Source organism: Amycolatopsis anabasis (assembly GCF_009765355.1).
Taxonomy (GTDB): Bacteria; Actinomycetota; Actinomycetes; order Mycobacteriales; family Pseudonocardiaceae; genus Amycolatopsis; species Amycolatopsis anabasis.
Genome location: NZ_VTHK01000033.1, coordinates 81,940 through 102,387 on the forward strand (window position 1 = coordinate 81,940; position 20,448 = coordinate 102,387).

Genomic DNA, 20,448 nt, shown 5'->3' on the forward strand with positions numbered 1-20,448 from the left:
ACAACTCGAGATCTCGCCTTCGGTGGTCAGCTACTGGGAAACCGGAAAACGCACGCCCAGCCTCGACGAGGTGGCGAACTACCTCTACGCGCTCGGCGTACCCCGGCAGCAACGGAAAGCCATCCTGGACCTCGCCCGACCGCTCCCCGCACCCGACTGGCTCACCATCGGCCAACCAGGCGTCGCGCAACAGTTGGCCGGGGTGGTCGAATGCGAGCGCGAAGCCACCTCGATCACCACCTGGACCATCGGTGTCATTCCCGGGCTCCTGCAAACCGCCGACTACACGAGGGCGATCGTCGGCCGGGAAAAGCCCGATGCCGAAACGAAAGTCAAGGTTCGAATGGCGAGGCAGAAGATCCTGACAAGGCACAACCCGGTTCGGCTGACCGCCCTGGTCAGCGAAATGGCCCTTCGGCAGGTGATGGGCGGCACCGAGGTGATGGCGGACCAACTGCGCTACCTGCTCCACGCCACCGCGCTGGAGAACGTGACCCTGCGGATCATGCCGATCGGCGAGGGCTGGCACCCCGGTTTGATGGGACCGTTCAACTTGTACAAATTCGCCGCCGCCCCATCGATCGTGCACCTGGAGCACCACCGCAACAGCGCGTTCCTCTTCGACAGTGAAGACGTCAGGGTATACAAGGAGGCGGCGGCTAAGATCCTGGAAGGGGCGATGGACCCGGCGCGGTCGTTCGGGTTCACCGCCGAGGTCCTCAACGGGATGGAGACGGCCACATGACGATGCCCCGCCGGTGGACGAAGTCGCCTCACTCGGGAGAGGAGACCGACTGCGTCGAGGTGGCCCTCGGCACCCGGCGGACCCTCGTACGCGACACCAAGAACCGCGGCGGCGGCACCCTGCATCTTCCCGCCCCGGCCTGGGCGGCCTTCCTCACCGCCGTCAAGGCGGACCGAGCGCCGGGGTCGTGAGCGGCCCGAACACTCACGACCCCGGGGGGAATCAGCCAGCGATCCTGATCATCGCCTGCAGGTTCTGGCCGCTGGAGGTCAGCGTCCAGTCCCGTTTCGTCTCGAAACCGGGGTTGCGGATGTCCAGTCCCACGGTCTCGATGGTGTCGATTCCGACGTCGACGCCGAGGTCGGTGGCCGGGTTCGCCATGCACAGCTGGAAGGACACGGTCACCTTGTCCTTGCCGCGCACGAACTGGCTCACGTCGATCGGGCCCTGCGCCGATTCGCCGTTCATCCAGGTGTTCTCCCACCAGTCGGCGACGTCGTGGTGGTACACCTCGTTGCCGTCGACGAGCAACCGCTTGATGTGGTGGCCCCAGACGACCCCGGACTTGGCGTACTGGTCGTAGTCCCAGAACGAGATCTCGTACCGGGCCGAGTTCGGGTCGACCTTGACGACCTGCGTGGCCGAAGCGCACGCACCGGCCGTGGTGGTGGTCCGCTCCGGCACGGTGAAGCTCAACCGGCCGTTGCCGTACATCGCGGAGTTGTCCGAGCGGTAGCCGCGCGTCGGCGGTTCCGGCGGGTACGGGCGGTTGCGGAAGGGCAGGCCGCGCAGCGTGGTCGCCACCGCCTCCCGGATCCGCGCCGGGCGGTCCGCCGCGTAGAGGTCGATCGAGGGCAGCAGCGCGCTGCTGTTCCCGGTGACCCGCCACCCGGCTTCGCTTTCGAACCCGCCGTTGACCACGAAGATCCCGTCCCCGCGCACGTCGTCGAAACCGACGTCGAGCGGGTAGTCGCCGACCCCGTTGCGGTCGAAGATCCGCAACGCGATGGTCGCCTCGTGCTTGCCCTTCAACGCCTCGGTCAGATCGACCGTGTGCTGCTGGTAGGTGTGCCCGCCCGGATCGGTGACATCGGATTCCCACACGACCGTGCCGTCGACCAGCAACTGCTTGATGTGGTAGCCCGAGCCGCCGAGATTGCCGTAGAACCCGTCGAAATCCGCGAACGACAGGTACTTGTTCCCGGGTAGCGGGCTGATCCGCATCCGCTGCTCGGCCTGGGCGAAATCACCCGGCCGGGTGCCCGCGAACGAGGCCAGCGACACGTTGAACCGGCCGATGCCGTGCGCCGCACGGTTGTCCGCGGTGATCGCCGGTTTGTCGCCCAGCGGCAGGCCGTAGTTGTTGATGCCGAGGATCCGGCCGCTGCGCATGTACGGCAGCGCGTTGACGATCGACTGGGCGACATAGGTTTCCGTGGGCGGCAGGGCGGCGTCCAGGAAACGGTTGGTGTACAGCAGGAACAGCAGGCCCAGCCCGCGCGGTTCGGTGAACTTCAGGATGTTCTCCAGGTTGGTCCCGATCGGCCACGGGTCCTGGGTGTTGGTGTTGGTGCCCAGATACGGGTAGACGATCCCGTCGATGAACGGCGTGAACCGGTCGTAGAACCACGGATTGGTCGCGTCCCAGTAGTAGGCGGTGGTGTAGAAGCCGAGCTTGGCGTTGACCGCGTCCTGCGCGTCCACGATCCGCTGCATGTACTCGGGCGTGAACAGCTGCGAGTTCGCCCCGGCGACGAAATCGTCGATGGCCCACGCGACCACGTTCGGCTGCTGCAGGGACAGCTTCGCGATCTCGCGCGCCCAGCTCACGAAATCCAACTTGTACGGCCGGGAGCAGCGGCCGCTGCGGTGCGGGACCGGGTCGTCGAGGCATTCCGACGGCGGCACCACGTAGACCCAGATCTTGATCCCGGCACGGCCGGCGGCCGGGGCGAACTCGGTGCGGAGATCGTCCCAGTCCGTGGGCGAGTCCCAGATCCCGTACACGTAGGTGTTCAGGCCCTCCTCGCGCAGCTTCGAGACCAGCCGGGGCGTGTCGATGTGCCGGTACCCGTCGGCCCGCGGCCGCTGCTCGCGGACATCCGCGTAGACGGTGTTCCCGCCGGTCATCGCCGCCTTGATCCCGCCCTCGGGGATCACGTTGCGCTGGATCTCGGCCAGCGGCGCGTCCTTCACCCGGACCGGTTTCGGCGGTGGTTTGGGCGGGTCGGCGGCGGCCGCGGGGGCGAACAGGGAGACGGCGACGGCGGTACCCGTGGCGGTGATCAACGAGAGGAGGCGTCTTCGGTGGGGACCTCGCATAGTATTCTCCGTATATCGAAGATGATTACGAGTTGGCGAAGAAGAGATGATGATGACTCGCGGCACGCCGTTCCGGCTAGGGCCGTTGCGGTGACAACGAAAGCGTGGGAAACACGGTGAGTGCGATGACGGCTGGGAAAGATGACACGACCGGGGAACGGCCTGCCTCGCCCGCGGTCGATCGGGCCCTGACCGTCCTGGAGACGCTCGTCGCCGCGGAGGACGGGCTCACTCTCACCGCGCTGGCCCGCACGACCCGGATCCCGCTCGCCACCTGCGCTTCCATCGTGTACACCCTCGAACAGCGCGGGTATGCCAGTCGCCGGGTGGTGGGCCGCAGCCACTTCTGGCGCCCCACGTTGCGGCTCTACGACCTCGGCGCGCCGCTGATCCGGCAGGAGGACCTGTCCGAGGTGGCGCAACCGCAACTGCGGCAACTGGCCGACCGGCTGCGGATGCCCGCGCACGTGGGGGTGCTCGACGGTTCGTCGGTGGTCTACGTCGCCAAGGCCGCCAATCCCGGGTTCATCCAGTTCGACACCTATCCGGGCAAGGTCTCGCCGTTCAACCTGACCGCGCTGGGCAAGGCGATCGCCGCGTACCTGCCCGATTCCGAGCTGGAACCGCTGTTGTCGCAGCTCGCGCCGGGTGCGGGTCCGAAGGCGAAGCGGCCGACCGTACGGGCGTTCCGGGCCCAGCTCGCGAAGGTCCGGCAGGCCGGGTACGCCCTGGAGGACGAGGAGGAGCAGGCGGACATCGCCTGCGTGGCGGCGCCCTTCTTCGACGCCGAGGGCCGGGTGAACGGTTCGGTCGGGGTCACCGGATTCGCCCGCGACCTCACCGGCCGGAAACTCACCCACGCGGCCGATCTTGTTGTCCGGCAAGCGAAGGAGATCTCCGCGAAGCTGGGCTTCTAGCTGGTCAGCGCGGTGCGGAGTGACCGGTTCGGCGGCTTGCGCCGGGGGAGTGAGGGTTCTAACATCTTCGGCTTGAAGAAGTTATTTTCGAAATAGCGATTGATCAACCGCAGTATCACCGCAGTATCGATGCACCGCAGTGCGCTGGCAGCGGTCTTGGTTTCCGCAGGGGGAGCGGCCGCGACCTTGTAGGAGGTAGCTGTGCGGAGTTGGCAACGGGGTCTTGCCGTACTGAGCGCGACGATCACACTGGCCGGAATGGCTGCCGCGTGCGGCGGGGACGAGGGTTCCGGCGGGCCGGAGGTCAAACCGTCCGCGGAGAGCGGGCAGGGGCAGATCAAGGACGGCGGCACGCTGGTCTACGGCCAGATCGACGGGGTCACCCAGCTGGACCCGAACAAGATCTCCAGCGCCGCGCAGACCCAGTTGCAGACCCTGCTCTGGAGCGGGTTGTCGAAGTGGGCGCCGGACAACTCGGCCAAACCGGACCTCGCCGATTCGTGGGAGCACTCGCCGGACTTCAAGCAGTGGACCTTCAAACTGCATCCGGGCGTCAAGTACCACAACGGCAAGGCGTTCACCGCCGCCGAGGCGAAGAAGAACTTCGACAAGGTGCTCGAGCCGAACTCCACGGCGCAGGTCGCCGCCAAGGTCAACATGGTCTCCAGCGTCACCGCCAAGGACGACACCACGCTGGTCGTCGACCTGAAGAGTCCCAATCCGGAACTGCCGGTCGACGTGATCGACGTGAAGATGACCGACGTCGACGACCTGGCCAACATCAACAAGACGGCGAACGGCACCGGGCCGTACAAGCTCAAGAACTTCGTCCCGGACCAGGTGGTGGAGCTGGTCCGCAACGACGCCTACTTCCGCGGCAAACCGCATTTCGACGGCGTGAAGATCGCCCGGTACGCCGACACCACCGCGGCCCAGACGGCCCTGCGCTCGGGTGACCTGCAGGTCATGGGCGCGGTCACGCCGGACACCGTGAAGAACCTGGCCACCGACGGGCGCAAGCTGCTCACCGCCGCGGAACCGGCCGCCTACGTGGTGTGGGAGCTGGACACGAAGTCGGCGCCGTTCAACAACCCCAAGGCCCGGGAGGCGCTGTCCTACGCCGCCAACCGCCAGGCCATGATCGACGCGGGCTACGCGGGGTACGGCCTGCCCACGCCCGGCAACGTCGTGGTGAACCCGAAGAACAAGCACTACGACCAGAGCCTGCCCCAGCACGAGTTCAACCTGGACAAGGCCAAGCAGCTGTTCGCCGAGGCCGGGGTCGGGCAGGGCGCCACGCTGACGTTCTGGACCAAGGCCGGTTCCAACACCGAATGGACCACGATCGCGCAGATCCTGCAGGAGGACCTGAAGAAGATCGGGATCAACCTGGACATCCAGAGCAACGAGAACAGCACCTGGAGCGCGAAGTTCTACCCGAAGGGCAAGCAGTTCCCGAACCTGCTCGCGGCCAACTACGTGTCGTTCACGCCGCTGCCGGACAGCTACGCGCTGTCCTGGTTCGCCGGCGGCAGCGGGACCTGCGAGTGCAACTGGACGCCGCCCAAGGAGTACGACGACGCGGTCGCCACGATCGAATCGAAGGGCGACGGCCCGGAACGCGACGCCGCGTTCAAGACCGCCCAGCGGGTGCTCAACCGGGAGAGCCCGATCATCGTGCTCGGCAGCACGGCTTTCCTCTCGGTCGCGCAGGCGAACGTGCTGGGGGCGTGGGTGCAGGCCGAGGGCACGCTGCACCTGGAGGAGGCCGGATTCGCGGCGTAGGGCCAGTGACGACCGGGGTGGAGCGCGGATGATCCAGTACGTGTTGCGGCGCCTGGGTGCCAGCGTGCTGATGCTGGTGCTGGTGTCGGTGCTGATCTTCGTCGTGCTCCGCCTGCTGCCCGGGGACCCGACCGTCACCAAGGTCGGCGCCGCGCAGGGCATCGATCCGCGGGCGCTGCTGCAACTGCGGACCGAGCTGGGCCTGGAGGATCCGATCCCGGTGCAGTACTGGCATTGGGTCACCGGCCTGCTGGTCGGCGACCTGGGCCGGTCGTACTTCAGCCAGTTCGACGTCGACACGCTGATCGGGCAGCGGCTCGGCCCGACGCTGGAGCTGTCGTTGGCCGGGGTGGTGCTCGCGGTGCTGCTCGCGCTGGTGCTCGCGGTGACGCCGACCGTGCTGCGCAGCAAGTGGCTCGGCCGGTTCGTCGGCGGGTACACCACGCTGGGGATGGCCGCGCCGCCGTTCGTGTTCGGCATCCTGCTCATCGCGATCTTCACGGTGAAACTGGGCATCCTGCCGAACGAGAGCTACGTCGCGCCGGCGGAGGACTTCCCGCGGAACCTGCGCGTGCTGCTGCTGCCCGCGCTGACCCTGGGCATCTGCCTGTCCGCGCCGCTGATCCGGTACCTGCGGGCCTCGCTGGTCGAGGTCGAGGGCATGCCGCACGTCCGCACCGCGACCGGCAAGGGGATCCCGCGCCGCGCGGTCGTGCTGCGCCACGTCCTGCCCAACGCCCTCATGCCCGCGCTGACCTCGCTCGGCATCACCGTCGGCCAGGTGCTCTCCGGGGCGGTCGCGGTGGAGTACGTGTTCCGCTGGCCCGGCCTCGGCTCGCTGATCGTGGACTCGGTGTACAAACGCGACTACGCCGTCATCCAGAGCACGGTGTTGCTGCTCGCCGCGATCTTCGTCGTGGTCAACCTGATCGTCGACGTCCTCTACGGCGTGCTCGATCCGCGCCTGCGCGTCGGGAAGGTGACCGCATGACCGCCGTCGATCCGGGCGCCGCCGCCCCGCTGGGCGAACCGTCCGAAGTGGACACCACGCGGGCGGAGGGGCACGGTGTGCTCCGCCGCTTCTTCGCCCGCCCGCCCGCGGTCGTCGCCGTGATCATCCTCGGCGTGTTCGTGATCCTGGCGGCGATCCAGCCGTTCGCGCTCGCCTCGCCGACCAAGATCAACGCGCGGAACAAGTTCGCCGATCCGAGTTTCGCCCACCCGTTCGGCACCGACGAACTCGGGCGCGACCTGCTGTCCCGGGTCGCGCAGGCGGGGCAGCTTTCGCTCGGGTTCGCGGCCGGAGCGACGCTCCTCGCCCTGATCGTCGGCGTGACCTGGGGCGTGGTCGCCGCCGCCCGCTCCGGCTGGGTCGACGAGGTCCTCATGCGCGTCGCCGAGGCCGCGCTCGCGATCCCGACCATCCTGTTCGCGCTCGTCTTCGTCGCCGCCTTCGGCTCGGACATCGTCGCCATGACGATCGTCGCCGGACTCCTGATGTCCCCGCTCACCGCCCGCATCGCGCGCTCGGCGGTGCTCGCCGAGCTGAAGTCCGAGTACGTGCACGGCCTGGACGCGGTCGGCGTGTCCCGGATGCGGATCCTGTTCTCCGAGGTGCTGCCCAACGCGATCCCGGCGCTGCTCGCGCAGGCGTCCCTCAACGTGGCGACCTCGCTCATGCTCGAGGCGACGCTGAGCTTCGTCGGGCTGGGCATCCAGCCGCCGGACGCCTCCTGGGGCACCCTGCTCAAGGTCGGCTACGACCGGCTGTACGAGTCGATCTGGTACCCGCTGATGCCCGCGCTGCTGATCATCGCCGCGATCGGCGCGCTGAACACGATCGGCGACCAGCTCCAGCGCGTCCTGCACCGGAGCACCTCATGACGCGCCGGGGGCCCGGGCGCGGAACTCGTCTACCGAAACGGGGAACTCGGTGGACCGAAACGGGGAACTCGCACGTCCGAAATGCGGGACTCGCGACTCCGGGCGATCATGCTCGGAAGTACCCAATGCGGCGTTGGGTACCTTCAACGTCCCCAATGCCGCATTGGTGTCCTCGCGGTACCGCGCCAGCCCCGGCAACCAGGGTCGCCGATCCTGCCGAGAATCCCCCAATGTGGCTTTCGGGGCGTTCAAGGTACCCAATGCGGCTTTCGGGGCGTTCAGTGTCCCCAATGCCGCATTGGGGGATTTTGGGGAGGTGGGGGAGCGTTGGGTGAGCGTGAGGTGCTCAGGCTGGAGGGGGTGAGCATCGGCGTGCGCGGGCACTCCGGCGTGCGGCCGCTGGTGCACGAGGTGAGCCTGTCGCTGCGCTCGGGGGAGCGGGCGGCGCTGGTGGGGGAGTCCGGAAGCGGCAAGACCATGGTGTCGCTGTCGGTGATGCGGTTGACTCCGGAACCCATCGTGATCACCGGAGGGAAGATCCTGCTCGACGGCGCCGACCTCGCCACCGCGAGTGAGCGCGAGATGGAACGCGTCCGCGGCGGGCGGATCGCGATGATCTACCAGGATCCGCTGTCCTGCCTCAACCCGGTGCGGACCGTCGGCAACCAGCTGGTCGAGGCGATCCGGGCGCACCAGGAGATCCCGGTGGCCGACGCCCGGCGCCGCGCGGTCGAACTGCTGGACGAGGTCGGCGTGCCGGACCCGGAGCAGCGGATCCGCGACTACCCGCACCAGTTCTCCGGCGGGATGCGGCAGCGCGTGATGATCGCGATGGCGATCTCCTGCGAACCGGACGTGCTGATCGCCGACGAGCCGACCACCGCGCTCGACGTCACCACGCAGGCCCGCATCCTCCGGCTGCTGGACGCGCTCGCCGAGCAGCGCGGGATGGCGGTCCTGTTCATCACCCACGACCTCGCCGTGGCTTCCGCGTTCTGCCAGCGGATCCACGTCATGCGGGAGGGGCGGATCGTCGAGTCCGGGGTGCTGAACGAGGTGCTCGGCGCGCCGGAGCACGAGTACACCAAGGAACTGCTCGCCTCCGTGGTCACCCTCGACCTCGACCCGGACCGGCCGATGCGGACCCGGGAAGCCCGGGCCACGACGGCCGAGGCGCCGCGGGAACCAGGCCAGGACGGCGTGGTGATCGAGGCGGAAGGGCTGGTCCGCCGGTTCGGCACCGGGGTCACCGCGGTGGACGACGTGTCGCTGAGCATCCGGCGCGGGGAGACGTTCGGGCTGGTCGGGGAGTCCGGCTCGGGGAAGTCGACGCTGAGCCAGCTGCTGCTCGGGCTGGACACCCCGACCGCCGGGAAGGTGCGGTTCCACGGCGCCGAGCTGTCCGCGCTGGGGCGCCGCGAGCTGCGCCGGAAGCGGCGGGAAATGCAGGTGGTGCTGCAGGATCCGATCGGTTCGCTGAACCGGCGCAAGACCGTCGAACACATCGTCGGCCTGCCGCTGGCGGTGCACGAGCGGGCCTCGAAACGGGCGCGGCGCGAGCGGGTCGCCGAACTGCTGGACCTGGTGGGGCTCCCGCCGGACTTCGCGAGCCGGTATCCCCGCGAGCTGTCCGGCGGGCAGTGCCAGCGGGTCAACATCGCCCGCGCGATCGCGCTGGAGCCGGAGTTCCTCGTGCTGGACGAGGCGGTCTCCGCGGTGGACGTGGTGATCCAGGCGCAGATCCTCAACCTGCTGCGGGACCTGCAGGCGAGGCTGGGGCTGACCTACCTGTTCGTGTCGCACGACCTCGCGGTGGTGCGGTACATGGCGCCGCGGCTGGCGGTCATGTACCGGGGCCGGATCGTGGAATCGGGCACCCGGGAGGAGATCTTCGACAACCCGAAGCACGAGTACACGCGCACCCTGATCGCGGCGATCCCGAGCCTCGCGGTGGTTCCATGACCGTGGGTATCGCGCTGGTCGGGCTCGGGGACATCGCGCTGGGCGCGCATCTGCCCGCGTTGCTGCGGAACCCGGAGGTCGAGGTGGCCGCGCTGGTCGATCCCGATGCCGGGCGGCGGGCGCTCGCGGCCGGGCGAACGAGCGCCCCGGCGTTCGCCGAGGTGGCCGAGGTGCTCGACGACCCCCGGGTGCGGGGCGTGGTGCTCGCGACCCCGCCCTGGGTGACCACCGAACTCATCGGCCGGGTCGCCGCGACCGGCCGGTTCGTGCTCGCCGAGAAACCGGTGGCGACCTCCCTCAAGGCCGCCAAGCCGCTCGCCGAACTGCCCGCCGACCAGCGCGAACGCGTTCAGGTCGGGCTCACCTACCGGCACGATCCCGCGCTGGAGCTGCTCCGCGACTGGCTCGCCGCCGGGCGCCTCGGCGAGTCGCTGCTGGTGCGCGCGCACATCTACGACGAGCGGCGCGATCCGGGCGATCCCGCGCACGCCGAGCGGATCGAGGAGACCCTGCGGCACGGGCTGCCGGTGATCCACGAGGGCGCGCACGTCTTCGACTGGTTCTCCTTCCTCTTCGGCGGGCCGCCGGATGAGGTCGCCGACGGCTGGGCGCTGGCCACCCGGCCCGGGCTGGCCGCGCCGAACCTCTGCGGCGCCCGGCTGGTCTATCCACATCGGACGGTCGTCCTGGCGGAGTTCGGCTGGCTCACTGACGCGTTGCCCCGCTGCGAGCTGAGCTTTCTCGGCGACCGTGCGCACGTGCTGCTCGACGGGCACACTTTCCGCATGGAACTCACCACAGTGGACGGAGTCGAGCAGGTCGCCTTCGAGCCGGACCGGACCACCCGGTGTTTCGACCGCCAGCTGGCCCGGTTCGTCGAACTGGTCACCGGCGCCCGCGCGGCGCCCGCCCCGGACCTGGCCGACGGCCTCGCCGCGCTGGAGCTGGCCGAACGCGTCGCGGCCCTGGCCGGGGGCGGTGCGCGGTGACGCTCCTGCGTTGGGCGGAGTGCACCCGCACGCAGTTGCGCGCGGTGCTGCCGGACGCGCTCGTGGTGCTGCCCATGGGCGCGACCGAACAGCACGGACCGCACCTGGCGACCGGGACCGACGCCCTGATCGCCGATATGGTCACCCGGTTCGCCGCCGCGCGCGCGATCGAATCCGCGCACCGCCACCTCGTGCTCACGCCCTGCCTGCGGTTCGGCGCGTCCGACCACCACCTGCCCTTCGGCGGCACGCTCTCGCTGTCGGTGGACACCGCGATCGGGGTGCTGACCGACCTGGGCACGTCGATCGCCGCGTCCGGCGGGCGGCGGCTGGTCATCGTGAACGGGCACGGCGGAAACCGGGGAGTCTGCCACGCGGCCGCCGCGAAACTGTCCGCTCGGCACGATCTCGCGGTCGCCGTGGTGCACTACTGGGAGCTGCTGCCCGCCGTGGAGGACACCCCGGTCCCCGGGCACGCCGGGGAGTTCGAGACCGCGATGGTGCTCGCACTGCGGCCGGAACTGGTCGGCGAGCGGTTCGCCCGGCCCGGCCCGGTGGAGACCTTCGCCGCGCCGGGTGTCGAGGTGCACGACGCCGCGGCCTGGCAGCGCATCGACGGGTACACCGACGAACCCGCGCGGGCCACCCGGGAGCGCGGTACCGAGTGGCTGGAGGGTTGCGTGAGCGCACTGGCGAACCGGCTGATCGAGCTTGCGAGGGTCGAGTGATCGACTTCCACACGCACACCCCGGCCTGGCACACCGGCACCTGGCTCGGCGGGGCCGCGTTCGGGGCCGAGGAGTTCCTGACGTACATGGACTCGGCGGGCATCGACGTGGCCGTCGTGCTCGCGCATGACGGGCTGTTCAACGCCACGCCGGAGTCGAACGACGAACTGGCCGCGTTCGTGCGCGCGGATCCATCCCGGATGGCCGGGTTCGGCACGGTCAATCCCCGGCACGTGAACGCCGTCGACGAAACCAAGCGCTGCTTCGCCGAACTCGGGCTCGCCGGGCTGAAACTGCACCCGTGGCTGCAGGGGTTCAGCCTGCACGAGGCGGCGCTCGACCCGATCTGCGAGGTGGTCGTCGAGGCGGGCGGGATCCTGCTCTCGCACGACGGCACGCCGCCGTATTCGACACCCGCCCAGATCGCCGCGCTCGCCCGGCGGCATCCGAGGTTGCCGGTGGTCCTCGGCCACGGCGGGCTGCACGACTGCTGGCGCGAGGCGCTCGCGGTCACCTGCGAGACCGAGAACCTGTACCTCTGCCTGTGCGGCACCCCGCCGTACGCCGCCCGGCACATCCTCGCCCACGCGCCGCGCGGCAAGGTGCTGTTCGGCACCGACGCGGGGTTGTCGGACGAGGCGAGCCAGGACTACGCGGTGGCCCGGGTCGCCGAGATCGATGGCTGGGGCATCACCGCCGAACAGCGAGCGGACATGTTGATCCGGAATCCCGGGGCGTTGCTGGCAGGGAGGTTGGGTTGAGTCAGGCGAGAATCGCGGCGATCCACACGGTGACGGTGAGCCTGCCCGCGCATCCGGATCTGGTGGTGCGCGGGGCGAAGGGGCCGCACGACCGGTCCGACTTCCTGCTGGTGCAGGTGGTGACCACGGACGGCCTGGAGGGCTACGGCGAGGTCAGCGCCACCCCGCTGTGGAGCGGCGAGGACGGGGCCAGCGCGCAGCACTTCGTCCGCGGGGTGCTGACCCCGGCCCTGCTCGGCAAGCGGCTCGCGCCGGTCGGCCAGCTCGAGTCCGTTATGGACAAGGTGCTGGCCGCGAACCCGTTCACCAAGGCCGGGGTGTCGACGGCTTTGTGGGACGCCTACGCCCGGACCCTGGGCGTGCCGCTCGCGGTGGCGCTGGGCGGCCCCTTCCGGGAGGAAGTGCCGATCAAACTTTCGCTGTCCGGCGACGGCCCGCAGCTCGACCGCGTGTACGAGGCCGCGGTCGCCGCGGGTTTCCGGTCCTTCAAGGTGAAGGTGGGCCTGGGCGTCGAGGGCGATCTGGCGCGGGTTTCGCGGGCCAGGGCGCTCGCCGGGCCGGGCGCCTTCCTCGGCACGGACGCCAACGGGGGCTGGAGCCGGGCGCAGGCGCGGGAAGCCGTGCGCGGGCTCGCCGATCTGCGACCCGCGTTCGTGGAACAACCGGTGGCGCCCGGTGACCTGGAGGGCATGGCGGCCCTGCGGTCCTTCGGCCTGCCGGTGGTCGCCGACGAATCGGTCTTCGATTCCGACGATCTGGTCCGGCTGATCCGCGCGGACGCGGCCGATGTGGTGAGCCTGTACGTCGGCAAGGCGGGCGGTCCGGGCCGGGCCGTGGCGATGGGCCGGTTGGCCGAGGCGTTCGGGCTGGACGTGCTGATCGGCTCCAACGGCGAGCTGGGCCTGGGCGCGGCCGCGCAGCTGCACGTGGCGTGCGCGCTGCCGGGGCTGAGCACGACGTTGCCCTCGGACATCATCGGCGCGCACTACTACGCCGAGGACATCCTGGAGAAACCGTTGAACAGCAACGGGATTCGCGCACGACTGGGGGACGGCGCCGGGCTCGGCGTGGTGCCGCGGGACGACATCCGGAGGCGGTTCACATGATCGTGGACGTGCACGCGCACACCCCGACCCACCGGGACGCGGTGCCCGAGGCCGAGCGCAAGGTGTACCAGAACTGGCGCACCGACCGGCCGGTGACCACCACGAACTCCTGGGCGGACTTCGACGCGGCCATGGCGGACGCGGACGTGGCCATCATCTTCAACATCGCGGTGGACGATCCGGAGCCGATGACCGGACTGCCCTATCCGCCCGAGCGCACGAACGACGCGACGGCCGAGTTCGTCGCCGCCGATCCGGCCCGGCGGATCGGCTTCCTCTCGGTGAATCCGTTGTGGGACAACGTCTTCGAGGAGACCGAACGGTGCCGGGAGCTGGGCCTGGTGGGGGTGAAGCTGGGGCCGAACTACCAGGACTTCGATCCGCTGTGCGAGCAGGCGCTGGCGTTCTACGCCTACTGCGAGCGGCACGGCCTGCCGATCCTGTTCCACCAGGGCGCGTCGCCGATGCGGCACGCCCCGCTGCGCTACACCTATCCGCTGGTGACCGACGAGGTCGCGCTGCGGTTCCCCGAGTTGCGGATCGTGATGGCGCACATGGGGCATCCGTGGGGGACCGAGACCGCGGTGACCATCCGGAAGCATCCGCACGTCTACGCGGACGTGTCGTCGATCTATCTGCGGCCGTGGGTCTGCTACCAGTCGCTGCTCGCCGCGGTCGAATGGGGCTGCGCGCACAAACTGCTGCTGGGCAGCGATTTCCCGATCGCCAACACCGGTGAGGCGATGGCCGGGCTGCGCCGGGTGAACGACATCCTGGAGGGAACGAAGCTGCCCCGGATCCCGGAGGAGACCGTGGAACGGATCATCCACGCGGACGCGCTCGGCGCGCTCGGTCTGTCCGCGGCGGTGCGCTCGTGACGTCCCCGGTCGTCGACGCGCACGTGCGGCTCGGCGTCGGCCGCGAGGTGGCGCTGGACGCGGCGACTTTGCTGTCCACAATGGACGCACTGGGGATCGGCCGCGCGCTGGTGGCGCCGGACGAGCGGTGCACGGCGGTCGCCAACGCCGAGGGCAACGAGCTGACCACCCGGGCGGCGCGGGAATCGGGTGGGCGGCTGCTCGCCTACGCGGTGGCCAACCCGTGGCTGGGCAAGGCGGCGCTGGACGAGCTGGCCCGCGCGGCCGACGCCGGGGCGGTCGCGCTCGCGGTGGATCCGGTGCTGCAGGGGTTCGATCTGCTGGACGGGCTGGTCGATCCGCTGCTGGAATTCGCCGCCGAGCGGAACTGGCTGGTGTATGTCCGGACCGGCACCCCGCCGAGCGCGCTGCCGCTGCCGCTGGCCAGCCTCGCGCGACGGCATTCCGGCGTCGACTTCCTGATGGGCCGCAGCGGGGCCACGGATTTCTGGATCGACGCGGCGCCCGCGCTGCGGTACGCGCCCAACCTGTACGCCGACACCTCGTACGCGCCCTGGGACACCGTGCTCAGCGAGTTCGCGCGGGACCCGGAGATCGGCACGTCCCGCGTGGTGTTCTGCACCGATTCCCCGTACACCGTGGCGAAATCCGAGATCCAGCGGGTCCTGGACTGGACCATCGGCGAGGACGAACGCGCGGCCGTGCTCGGCGGCACCGTGCTGGGGCTGCTCGGCGCACCGGCAACCGCCGCTTAGGAGTCCACTGAGGACGGAGAAAGGATGATCACCGATGACCGCCACGCAGGTGTGGGCACAGACCGATCGTGCGGGGGACGGCCGGAGACGGCCGCCGGTGCGGGGCGTGTCGCCCGTGCTGGAGGTGCCCTTCACCGAAGACGGCGCGGTGGACGTGCCGGGGTTCCGGCGGGTGGTGGACTACGTGCTCGGCACTGGCGTGTCCAGCGTGATGTTCCCCGGTTTCGCGTCGGAGTTCCACAAGCTCAGTGAGGCCGAACGGGCCGAGCTGACCGCGGTGCTGCTGGCGGAAACGGGTCCCCGGCCCGAGGTCGCGGCGATCGTCGCGGTGCAGGACCACGCGACCCGGCTGGCCGTGGCCCGGGCGCGCGCGGTCGTCGAAGGCGGGGCGGACGCGGTGAACCTGCTGCCGCCGCACTTCCTGGCGCCCTCGCGGCGATCCCTGGTGGCGCACGTGCGCGCGGTGCTCGAAGCGATCGCGCCGACCCCGGTGGTGCTGCAGTACGCGCCGACCGAGACCGGCACCAGCCTGGACGGGGAGACACTCGCCGCGATCGCCCGCGAGCACACCAACCTCGCGCTGGTCAAGGTGGAATCCAGCCCGCCGGGCCCGCTGATCGCCGAACTGGCGGCGGGGGAGCCCGCGCTGCCCGCGGTGGAGGGGTACGCCGGGGTCCAGTTGCCGGACGCGTTCCGGCGGGGCGCGGTCGGCACCCAGCCCGGGTGCTCGTTCACCGAGATCTACGTCGAGATCTGGCGGCGGTTCGCCGAGGGCGACGAGGCGGGCGGCGAAGAACTGCACCGCAGGCTGCTGCCGTACATCTCGTACTGGATGCTGGACACCGAACTGATCATCGCCGCGGAGAAGCTGATCTCGGTGCGGCGCGGGCTGTTCGCCAGCGCGTACTGCCGCGAACCCGGGCACCGCCTGGACCGCGAGGAGATCCGCATGATCGACCGCTTCCTGGCCGAATTCGCCGACCTCCTCCCCACCCTGACCTGACCCCAAGCACCTGGTTCCCCAGTTGGTGCGGGCAAGGGGGGCACCGCGGCGGCACTTTCCCACCAAAGTGCCCTCCTCGACACCGGGCGCGGGCGCGCGGCGTGATCGGCGGCGGGTGATGATTACGCCATGCACATCGCCGCGGAGATCGTCGGGCTGGTCGTGGTGGTTCTGCTGGTCACCGCGATCGCGCGCGCCCTGGACTGGTCGGCTCCGCTGTGCCTGGTGGTCGTCGGGGTCGGCGCGTCCTTCATCCCGGGGGTCCCGGAGTACCAGCTCAACCCGGAGGTCGTGCTGCTCGGCCTGCTGCCGCCGCTGCTGTACGCGACCGCGATCCGCACCTCCCTGGTCGACTTCCGGGCCAACCGCGGGCCGATCCTGCTGCTTTCGGTCGGCCTGGTCACGTTCACCACGCTGGGCGTCGGCCTGATCGCGTGGCTGGTGATCCCCGGACTCTCGCTCGCCGCCGGGTTCGCGCTCGGCGCGGTGGTGGCCCCGCCGGACGCGGTGGCCGCGACCGCGGTGGCCCGCCGGGTCGGCATGCCCCGGCGGATCGTCCGCATCCTGGAGGGCGAGAGCCTGGTCAACGACGCCGCCGCACTGGTCGCCCTGCGCACGGCGATCGCCGCCATCGCCGGTTCGGTGAGCCTGTGGGAGATCGGCGGCGACTTCGTGCTCGCGGCCGGTGGCGGGGTGCTGGTCGGCGGCCTCGTCGGCTGGGGCGGCGGGATGCTGCGCACCCGCCTGGACGACGCGGTCACCGATACCGCGCTGTCGTTCGCGGTGCCGTTCATCGCCTACCTCCTGGCCGAGGCGATCCACGGTTCGGGGGTGCTCGCCGTGGTGATCGCCGGGCTGCTGCTCGGGCACCAGGCGCCGCGGATGCTGTCCGGATCGGCCCGGCTGGCGAGCCGGCTGAACTGGCAGACGATCCAGTTCCTGCTGGAGAACGTCGTCTTCCTGCTGATCGGCCTGCAACTGCGGCGAATCCTGACCGAGGTCGGCAAGGAGGATCTCGGGGTGGGCACGCTGATCCTGATCTGCGTCGCCGTGCTCGCCGCGACGCTGCTCACCCGGATGGCGTGGATGTTCGGCATCGGCTCGCTGCGGCGGCTGACCGGGCGCAAGGCGTGGCCGTGGAAGTATTCGGCGGTCATCTCGTGGGCGGGGATGCGCGGGGTGGTCACGCTGGCCGCCGCGTTCGTGCTGCCCGCCGACACCCCGCAACGCGCGGTGCTGGTGCTCGCCGCGTTCGTGGTGGTGGCGGGCACGCTCGTCCTGCAGGGCACCACGCTGCCCCGGCTGGTCCGGCGGCTCCGGTTGCCGCGCCCGGATCCGGCGGAGGACGCGCTGCAGGAGGCGGCGCTGCTGCACGACATGAAGCGCGCCGGACTGACCCGGCTCGAGGCGATCCGGAACCCGGACGATCCGCCCGAGGTGCTCGAACGGCTGCGGAACCGGGTGGTGAACCGGTCCGACGCCGCGTGGGAGCAACTCGGCCGGGACAGCGCGGTGACCGAGACGCCGAGCGACGCGTACCGGCGGCTGCGTGCGCAGATGCTGGAGGCCGAGCGCGAGGAACTGCTGGCCGCCCGCCACCGCGGATCCGCCGACGACGAGGTCCTGCGGCGGGTCCTCGACGCGCTCGACATCGAGGAGTCGATGCTGGACCGCGTCGAGGAGGACCCGAGCGAACCGGGCCGGGAACTGCGCACCCCGGCCGCGACCGCCGGTTCCTGCGACCACCTCAAGCGCGCACCCGCCGAGGCGCGGCCCAACACGACCGAAGGCTGCACCGAATGCCTCGTCGAGGGCACCACCTGGGTGCACCTGCGGATCTGCCTGGCCTGCGGGCACGTCGCGTGCTGCGACTCGTCGCCGCGGCGGCACGCGACCCAGCACTTCCACGACTCCCGGCATCCGGTGATGCGCAGTTTCGAACCGGGGGAGAGCTGGCGGTGGTGCTTCGTCGACCGCCAGGTCGGTTAGGGGCGGGCGATCACCGAGAACTCGGTGCCGAACGGGTCGGTGAGGGTGGCCGACCGGCCGTACGGCGTGTTCTCGGGTTCGGTCGAGGTCGCCCCCGCGGCCTTCGCCGCGGCCACGGTCGCGTCGGTGTCGGCCACCTCGAACACGGTCGCCCACACCGAAGCGGGTGCGTCGGCGTGGCCCCAGATCCCGCCGATTTCGTGCCCGTCGGGGCGGCGCAGGAAGGTGAAGTCGAGCCCGGGGAGGTCGTCGTTGCCGTCCAGGGTGAAGTCGAAGACCGCGCAGTAGAAGGCGCGCGCGGTGGCCGCCTCGGCGGTGACGAGATCGTTGCGCACCAAGGTGTCCGGCTCGTTCACCAGGCGGCAGCCGAGGTGCGTGCGGCCCTGCCAGAGCCCGAACCGCGCCCCGGTGGGATCGACCGCGAGTGCCGCGCGCCCGAGGTCGCCGACTTCGTGCGGGGCTTCCAGCAGCGTGCCGCCCGCGGCGAGCACGCGTTTGGCCGTGCCGTCGCAGTCGTCGGTCGCGAGGTGGACGTCCCACGCGCGGACCGCGGGTTCGGCGGCCTGGCGCAGTCCCGCGACCGGCAGGCCGCGCAGCAGGCAGGTGGCGCCGTCTTCGGTGGTGGCGAAGTCCCAGCCGAACACGGCCCCGTAGAAGTCCTGCGCCCCCGCGAGATCGGTGACCGCGAGGTCGATCCAGGCAGGTGTGCCGAGCGGCTGGTTGCGGGTGACCTGACTCATCCTGTGCTCCCGATTCTTCGGTGGTGGTTGCGGAAACCGACGTTAGGGGGCGAATAGGCCAGTTCCTGTCCTATTTCGTCGATTTCGGCCATCGGAACGGACTGGTTGCCGTGCGTGCCGATCATCGCCACGCTTCGGAACCATGAACCCACCGCGTCCGTACACGACCAGCACGGCATTCCTGGAAGCCCTGGCCGAAGCCGGGGTCCGGTACGTGTTCGCCAATCTCGGCAGCGACCACCCCGGACTGGTCGAGGCGTACGCCCGGGCGCGGGCCGACGGGCGCGCGGACACGTTCCCCGAGCTGATCATCTGCCCGCACGAGAGCGTGGCGTTCTCGGCGGCGCAGGGCTACGCGCAGGTCAGCGGCGAGCCGCAGGCGGTCATCGTGCACGTGGAATGCGGGACCCAGAACATCGGCGGCATGCTGCACAACGCGGCCAAGGGCCGGGTGCCGGTGCTCGTCTTCGCCGGCGCGTCCCCGTTCACGCAGGAAGGCGAGTTGCCGGGCAGCCGCAACGAGTTCATCCAGTGGATTCAGGACGTGCACGACCAGCGCGGGATCGTGCGCGGATACACCAAGTACGACAACGAAATCCGCACCGGGCACAACGTCAAGCAGCTGGTGCACCGGGCGATGCAGATCGCCCGCAGCGAACCGGCCGGACCGGTCTACCTGGTCGGCGCGCGCGAGGTGATGGAGGCCGAAGTGCCCCCGCAGAGCCCGGATCCGGCCCGGTTCACCCCGATCGCGCCCGCCGCGCTGGCGCCGGACGTGGTGGCCGGGATCGCGGACGCGCTCGCCGAAGCCCGCGATCCCGTGGTGGTCACGTCCTATCTCGGACGCGACCCGGAGGCGGTTCCGGCCCTGGTCGAGCTGTGCGAACTGCTGGCCGTGCCGGTGATCGAATCGGTGCCGATGCGGCTCAACTTCCCCGCCGACCACCCGCTGCACTGGGGTTTCCAGTGGAACACCCAGGAACCCAACCCGCTGCTCGCCGCCGCGGACGTGGTGCTCGTACTGGGCAGCGACGTGCCGTGGATCCCGCTGTCCAACCGGCCGCACGCCGACGCCCGGTTGTTCGTGGTGGACATCGATCCGCTCAAGGAGCAGATGCCGCTGTGGCACGTGCCCGCCGAACGGTTCGCCCGCGCCGACGGGCGGACCGCGGTCACCCAGCTCACCGGATACCTGCGCGGCCGGGAACTGGACGCCGGGGCGATCGCCGACCGGTATGCCCGGGCCACCGCGGAACACGAGCGCCAGCAACGCGAACTCGCCGCGCGGGAGCAGCCGGACGGCGGGACGATCACGGTCGAGTACCTGATGGCGTGCGTGCGCGAGGCGATCGACGACGACACGCTCGTGCTGTCCGAGGCGATTTCCGGGTACCAGCCCGTCGGCCAGCACCTGCGGCGCTCCCGGCCGGGTTCGCTGATCGGGTCCGGCGGCGGATCGCTCGGCTGGTACGCGGGCGCGGCGATCGGCGCGAAGCTGGCCGAGCCGGAGCGGACCGTGGTGTCGATCGTCGGCGACGGCACCTACCTGTTCGGGGTGCCGTCCTCGGCGCAATGGGTCGCGCGGCGTTACCAGGCGCCGAGCCTGACGATCATCCTGGACAACCGGGGCTGGAAGTCGCCGAAGCTGTCCACCCTCGGCGTGCATCCCGAGGGAGTCGCGGCGGAGCACGACGATTTCAACGTGAGCTTCGAGCCGGAGGCGGATCTGCCCGGGATCGCCGCGGCCGCGGGCGGGGCGTGGGGGAGGACCGTGCGCGATCCGGACGAGCTCAAGGGCGCGCTGACCGAGGCGCTCGACGCGGTCCGGTCCGGGCGCTCGGCGGTGCTGAGCGTGCACCTCCCGCCGGTGTGATCCGGTTTTCC

Annotated in this window: 18 protein-coding genes; 16 read left to right on the forward strand and 2 right to left on the reverse strand. The window is 70.4% G+C overall.

What is annotated here, in order from left to right; translation table 11 throughout:
* The first annotated feature begins 70 nt into the window (after nt 1-70).
* Both FXO23_RS33915 and FXO23_RS33920 read left to right on the forward strand, forming a co-directional pair.
* Entirely contained in the window at nt 71-745 is a 675-nt protein-coding gene (locus tag FXO23_RS33915) for a DUF5753 domain-containing protein (protein ID WP_158889850.1), read from the forward strand.
* Nucleotides 742-936 carry a DUF397 domain-containing protein gene (locus FXO23_RS33920; protein WP_158889852.1) on the forward strand — a complete coding sequence of 65 codons (195 nt, stop codon included), beginning with the start codon at nt 742-744 and terminating at the stop codon, nt 934-936. The genes FXO23_RS33915 and FXO23_RS33920 overlap by 4 nt, the downstream gene beginning before the upstream one ends.
* Before the next feature lie 31 nt (nt 937-967).
* Here the strand turns inward: FXO23_RS33920 and FXO23_RS33925 are convergent, their stop codons facing one another.
* Nucleotides 968-3,067, reverse strand: coding sequence for a hypothetical protein (locus tag FXO23_RS33925; RefSeq protein WP_158889854.1), 2,100 nt, complete (start codon nt 3,065-3,067; stop codon nt 968-970).
* Between the two features lie 125 nt (nt 3,068-3,192).
* Here FXO23_RS33925 and FXO23_RS33930 point away from each other — a divergent pair, with 125 nt between their 5' ends.
* The 13 genes from FXO23_RS33930 (at nt 3,193) to FXO23_RS33990 (ending at nt 17,824) form a co-directional block, all read left to right on the forward strand.
* Nucleotides 3,193-3,984: an IclR family transcriptional regulator gene (locus tag FXO23_RS33930; RefSeq protein WP_158889856.1), complete on the forward strand. Its 792-nt coding sequence runs from the start codon at nt 3,193-3,195 to the stop codon at nt 3,982-3,984.
* A gap of 258 nt (nt 3,985-4,242) precedes the next feature.
* Nucleotides 4,243-5,769, forward strand: coding sequence for an ABC transporter substrate-binding protein (locus FXO23_RS33935; protein ID WP_158889858.1), 1,527 nt, complete (start codon nt 4,243-4,245; stop codon nt 5,767-5,769).
* A 28-nt stretch (nt 5,770-5,797) separates the two neighbouring features.
* Nucleotides 5,798-6,760 (forward strand): ABC transporter permease, encoded by a 963-nt coding sequence (locus FXO23_RS33940; protein WP_158889860.1) that lies wholly within the window; start codon nt 5,798-5,800, stop codon nt 6,758-6,760.
* Nucleotides 6,757-7,653 carry an ABC transporter permease gene (locus FXO23_RS33945; RefSeq protein ID WP_158889862.1) on the forward strand — a complete coding sequence of 299 codons (897 nt, stop codon included), beginning with the start codon at nt 6,757-6,759 and terminating at the stop codon, nt 7,651-7,653. The genes FXO23_RS33940 and FXO23_RS33945 overlap by 4 nt, the downstream gene beginning before the upstream one ends.
* Nucleotides 7,654-7,980: 327 nt before the next feature.
* Complete coding sequence (locus FXO23_RS33950; RefSeq protein ID WP_158889864.1) at nt 7,981-9,615, forward strand: ABC transporter ATP-binding protein; 1,635 nt, start codon at nt 7,981-7,983, stop codon at nt 9,613-9,615.
* Nucleotides 9,612-10,604, forward strand: a complete 993-nt coding sequence (locus FXO23_RS33955) for a Gfo/Idh/MocA family protein (RefSeq protein WP_158889866.1) — start codon at nt 9,612-9,614, stop codon at nt 10,602-10,604. Before FXO23_RS33950 ends, FXO23_RS33955 begins: the two co-directional genes overlap by 4 nt.
* Complete coding sequence (locus FXO23_RS33960; RefSeq protein ID WP_158889868.1) at nt 10,601-11,332, forward strand: creatininase family protein; 732 nt, start codon at nt 10,601-10,603, stop codon at nt 11,330-11,332. The genes FXO23_RS33955 and FXO23_RS33960 overlap by 4 nt, the downstream gene beginning before the upstream one ends.
* Nucleotides 11,329-12,093 (forward strand): amidohydrolase family protein, encoded by a 765-nt coding sequence (locus FXO23_RS33965; RefSeq protein ID WP_158889870.1) that lies wholly within the window; start codon nt 11,329-11,331, stop codon nt 12,091-12,093. The genes FXO23_RS33960 and FXO23_RS33965 overlap by 4 nt, the downstream gene beginning before the upstream one ends.
* Nucleotides 12,090-13,199, forward strand: coding sequence for a mandelate racemase/muconate lactonizing enzyme family protein (locus tag FXO23_RS33970; protein WP_158889872.1), 1,110 nt, complete (start codon nt 12,090-12,092; stop codon nt 13,197-13,199). The genes FXO23_RS33965 and FXO23_RS33970 overlap by 4 nt, the downstream gene beginning before the upstream one ends.
* Nucleotides 13,196-14,077, forward strand: a complete 882-nt coding sequence (locus FXO23_RS33975; RefSeq protein ID WP_158889874.1) for an amidohydrolase family protein — start codon at nt 13,196-13,198, stop codon at nt 14,075-14,077. The genes FXO23_RS33970 and FXO23_RS33975 overlap by 4 nt, the downstream gene beginning before the upstream one ends.
* A complete protein-coding gene (locus FXO23_RS33980) occupies nt 14,074-14,832 on the forward strand; it encodes an amidohydrolase family protein (protein ID WP_158889876.1) in 759 nt (252 codons plus the stop codon). Before FXO23_RS33975 ends, FXO23_RS33980 begins: the two co-directional genes overlap by 4 nt.
* Before the next feature lie 34 nt (nt 14,833-14,866).
* Complete coding sequence (locus tag FXO23_RS33985) at nt 14,867-15,835, forward strand: dihydrodipicolinate synthase family protein (RefSeq protein WP_179956959.1); 969 nt, start codon at nt 14,867-14,869, stop codon at nt 15,833-15,835.
* A 129-nt stretch (nt 15,836-15,964) separates the two neighbouring features.
* Complete coding sequence (locus FXO23_RS33990; RefSeq protein WP_158889878.1) at nt 15,965-17,824, forward strand: Na+/H+ antiporter; 1,860 nt, start codon at nt 15,965-15,967, stop codon at nt 17,822-17,824.
* Here FXO23_RS33990 and FXO23_RS33995 read toward each other — a convergent pair.
* Complete coding sequence (locus tag FXO23_RS33995) at nt 17,821-18,564, reverse strand: VOC family protein (protein WP_158889880.1); 744 nt, start codon at nt 18,562-18,564, stop codon at nt 17,821-17,823. The genes FXO23_RS33990 and FXO23_RS33995 overlap by 4 nt on opposite strands.
* A 142-nt stretch (nt 18,565-18,706) precedes the next feature.
* Between FXO23_RS33995 and FXO23_RS34000 the strand changes: the two genes are divergently transcribed.
* Entirely contained in the window at nt 18,707-20,437 is a 1,731-nt protein-coding gene (locus FXO23_RS34000; RefSeq protein ID WP_158889882.1) for a thiamine pyrophosphate-requiring protein, read from the forward strand.
* Nucleotides 20,438-20,448: the final 11 nt, after the last annotated feature.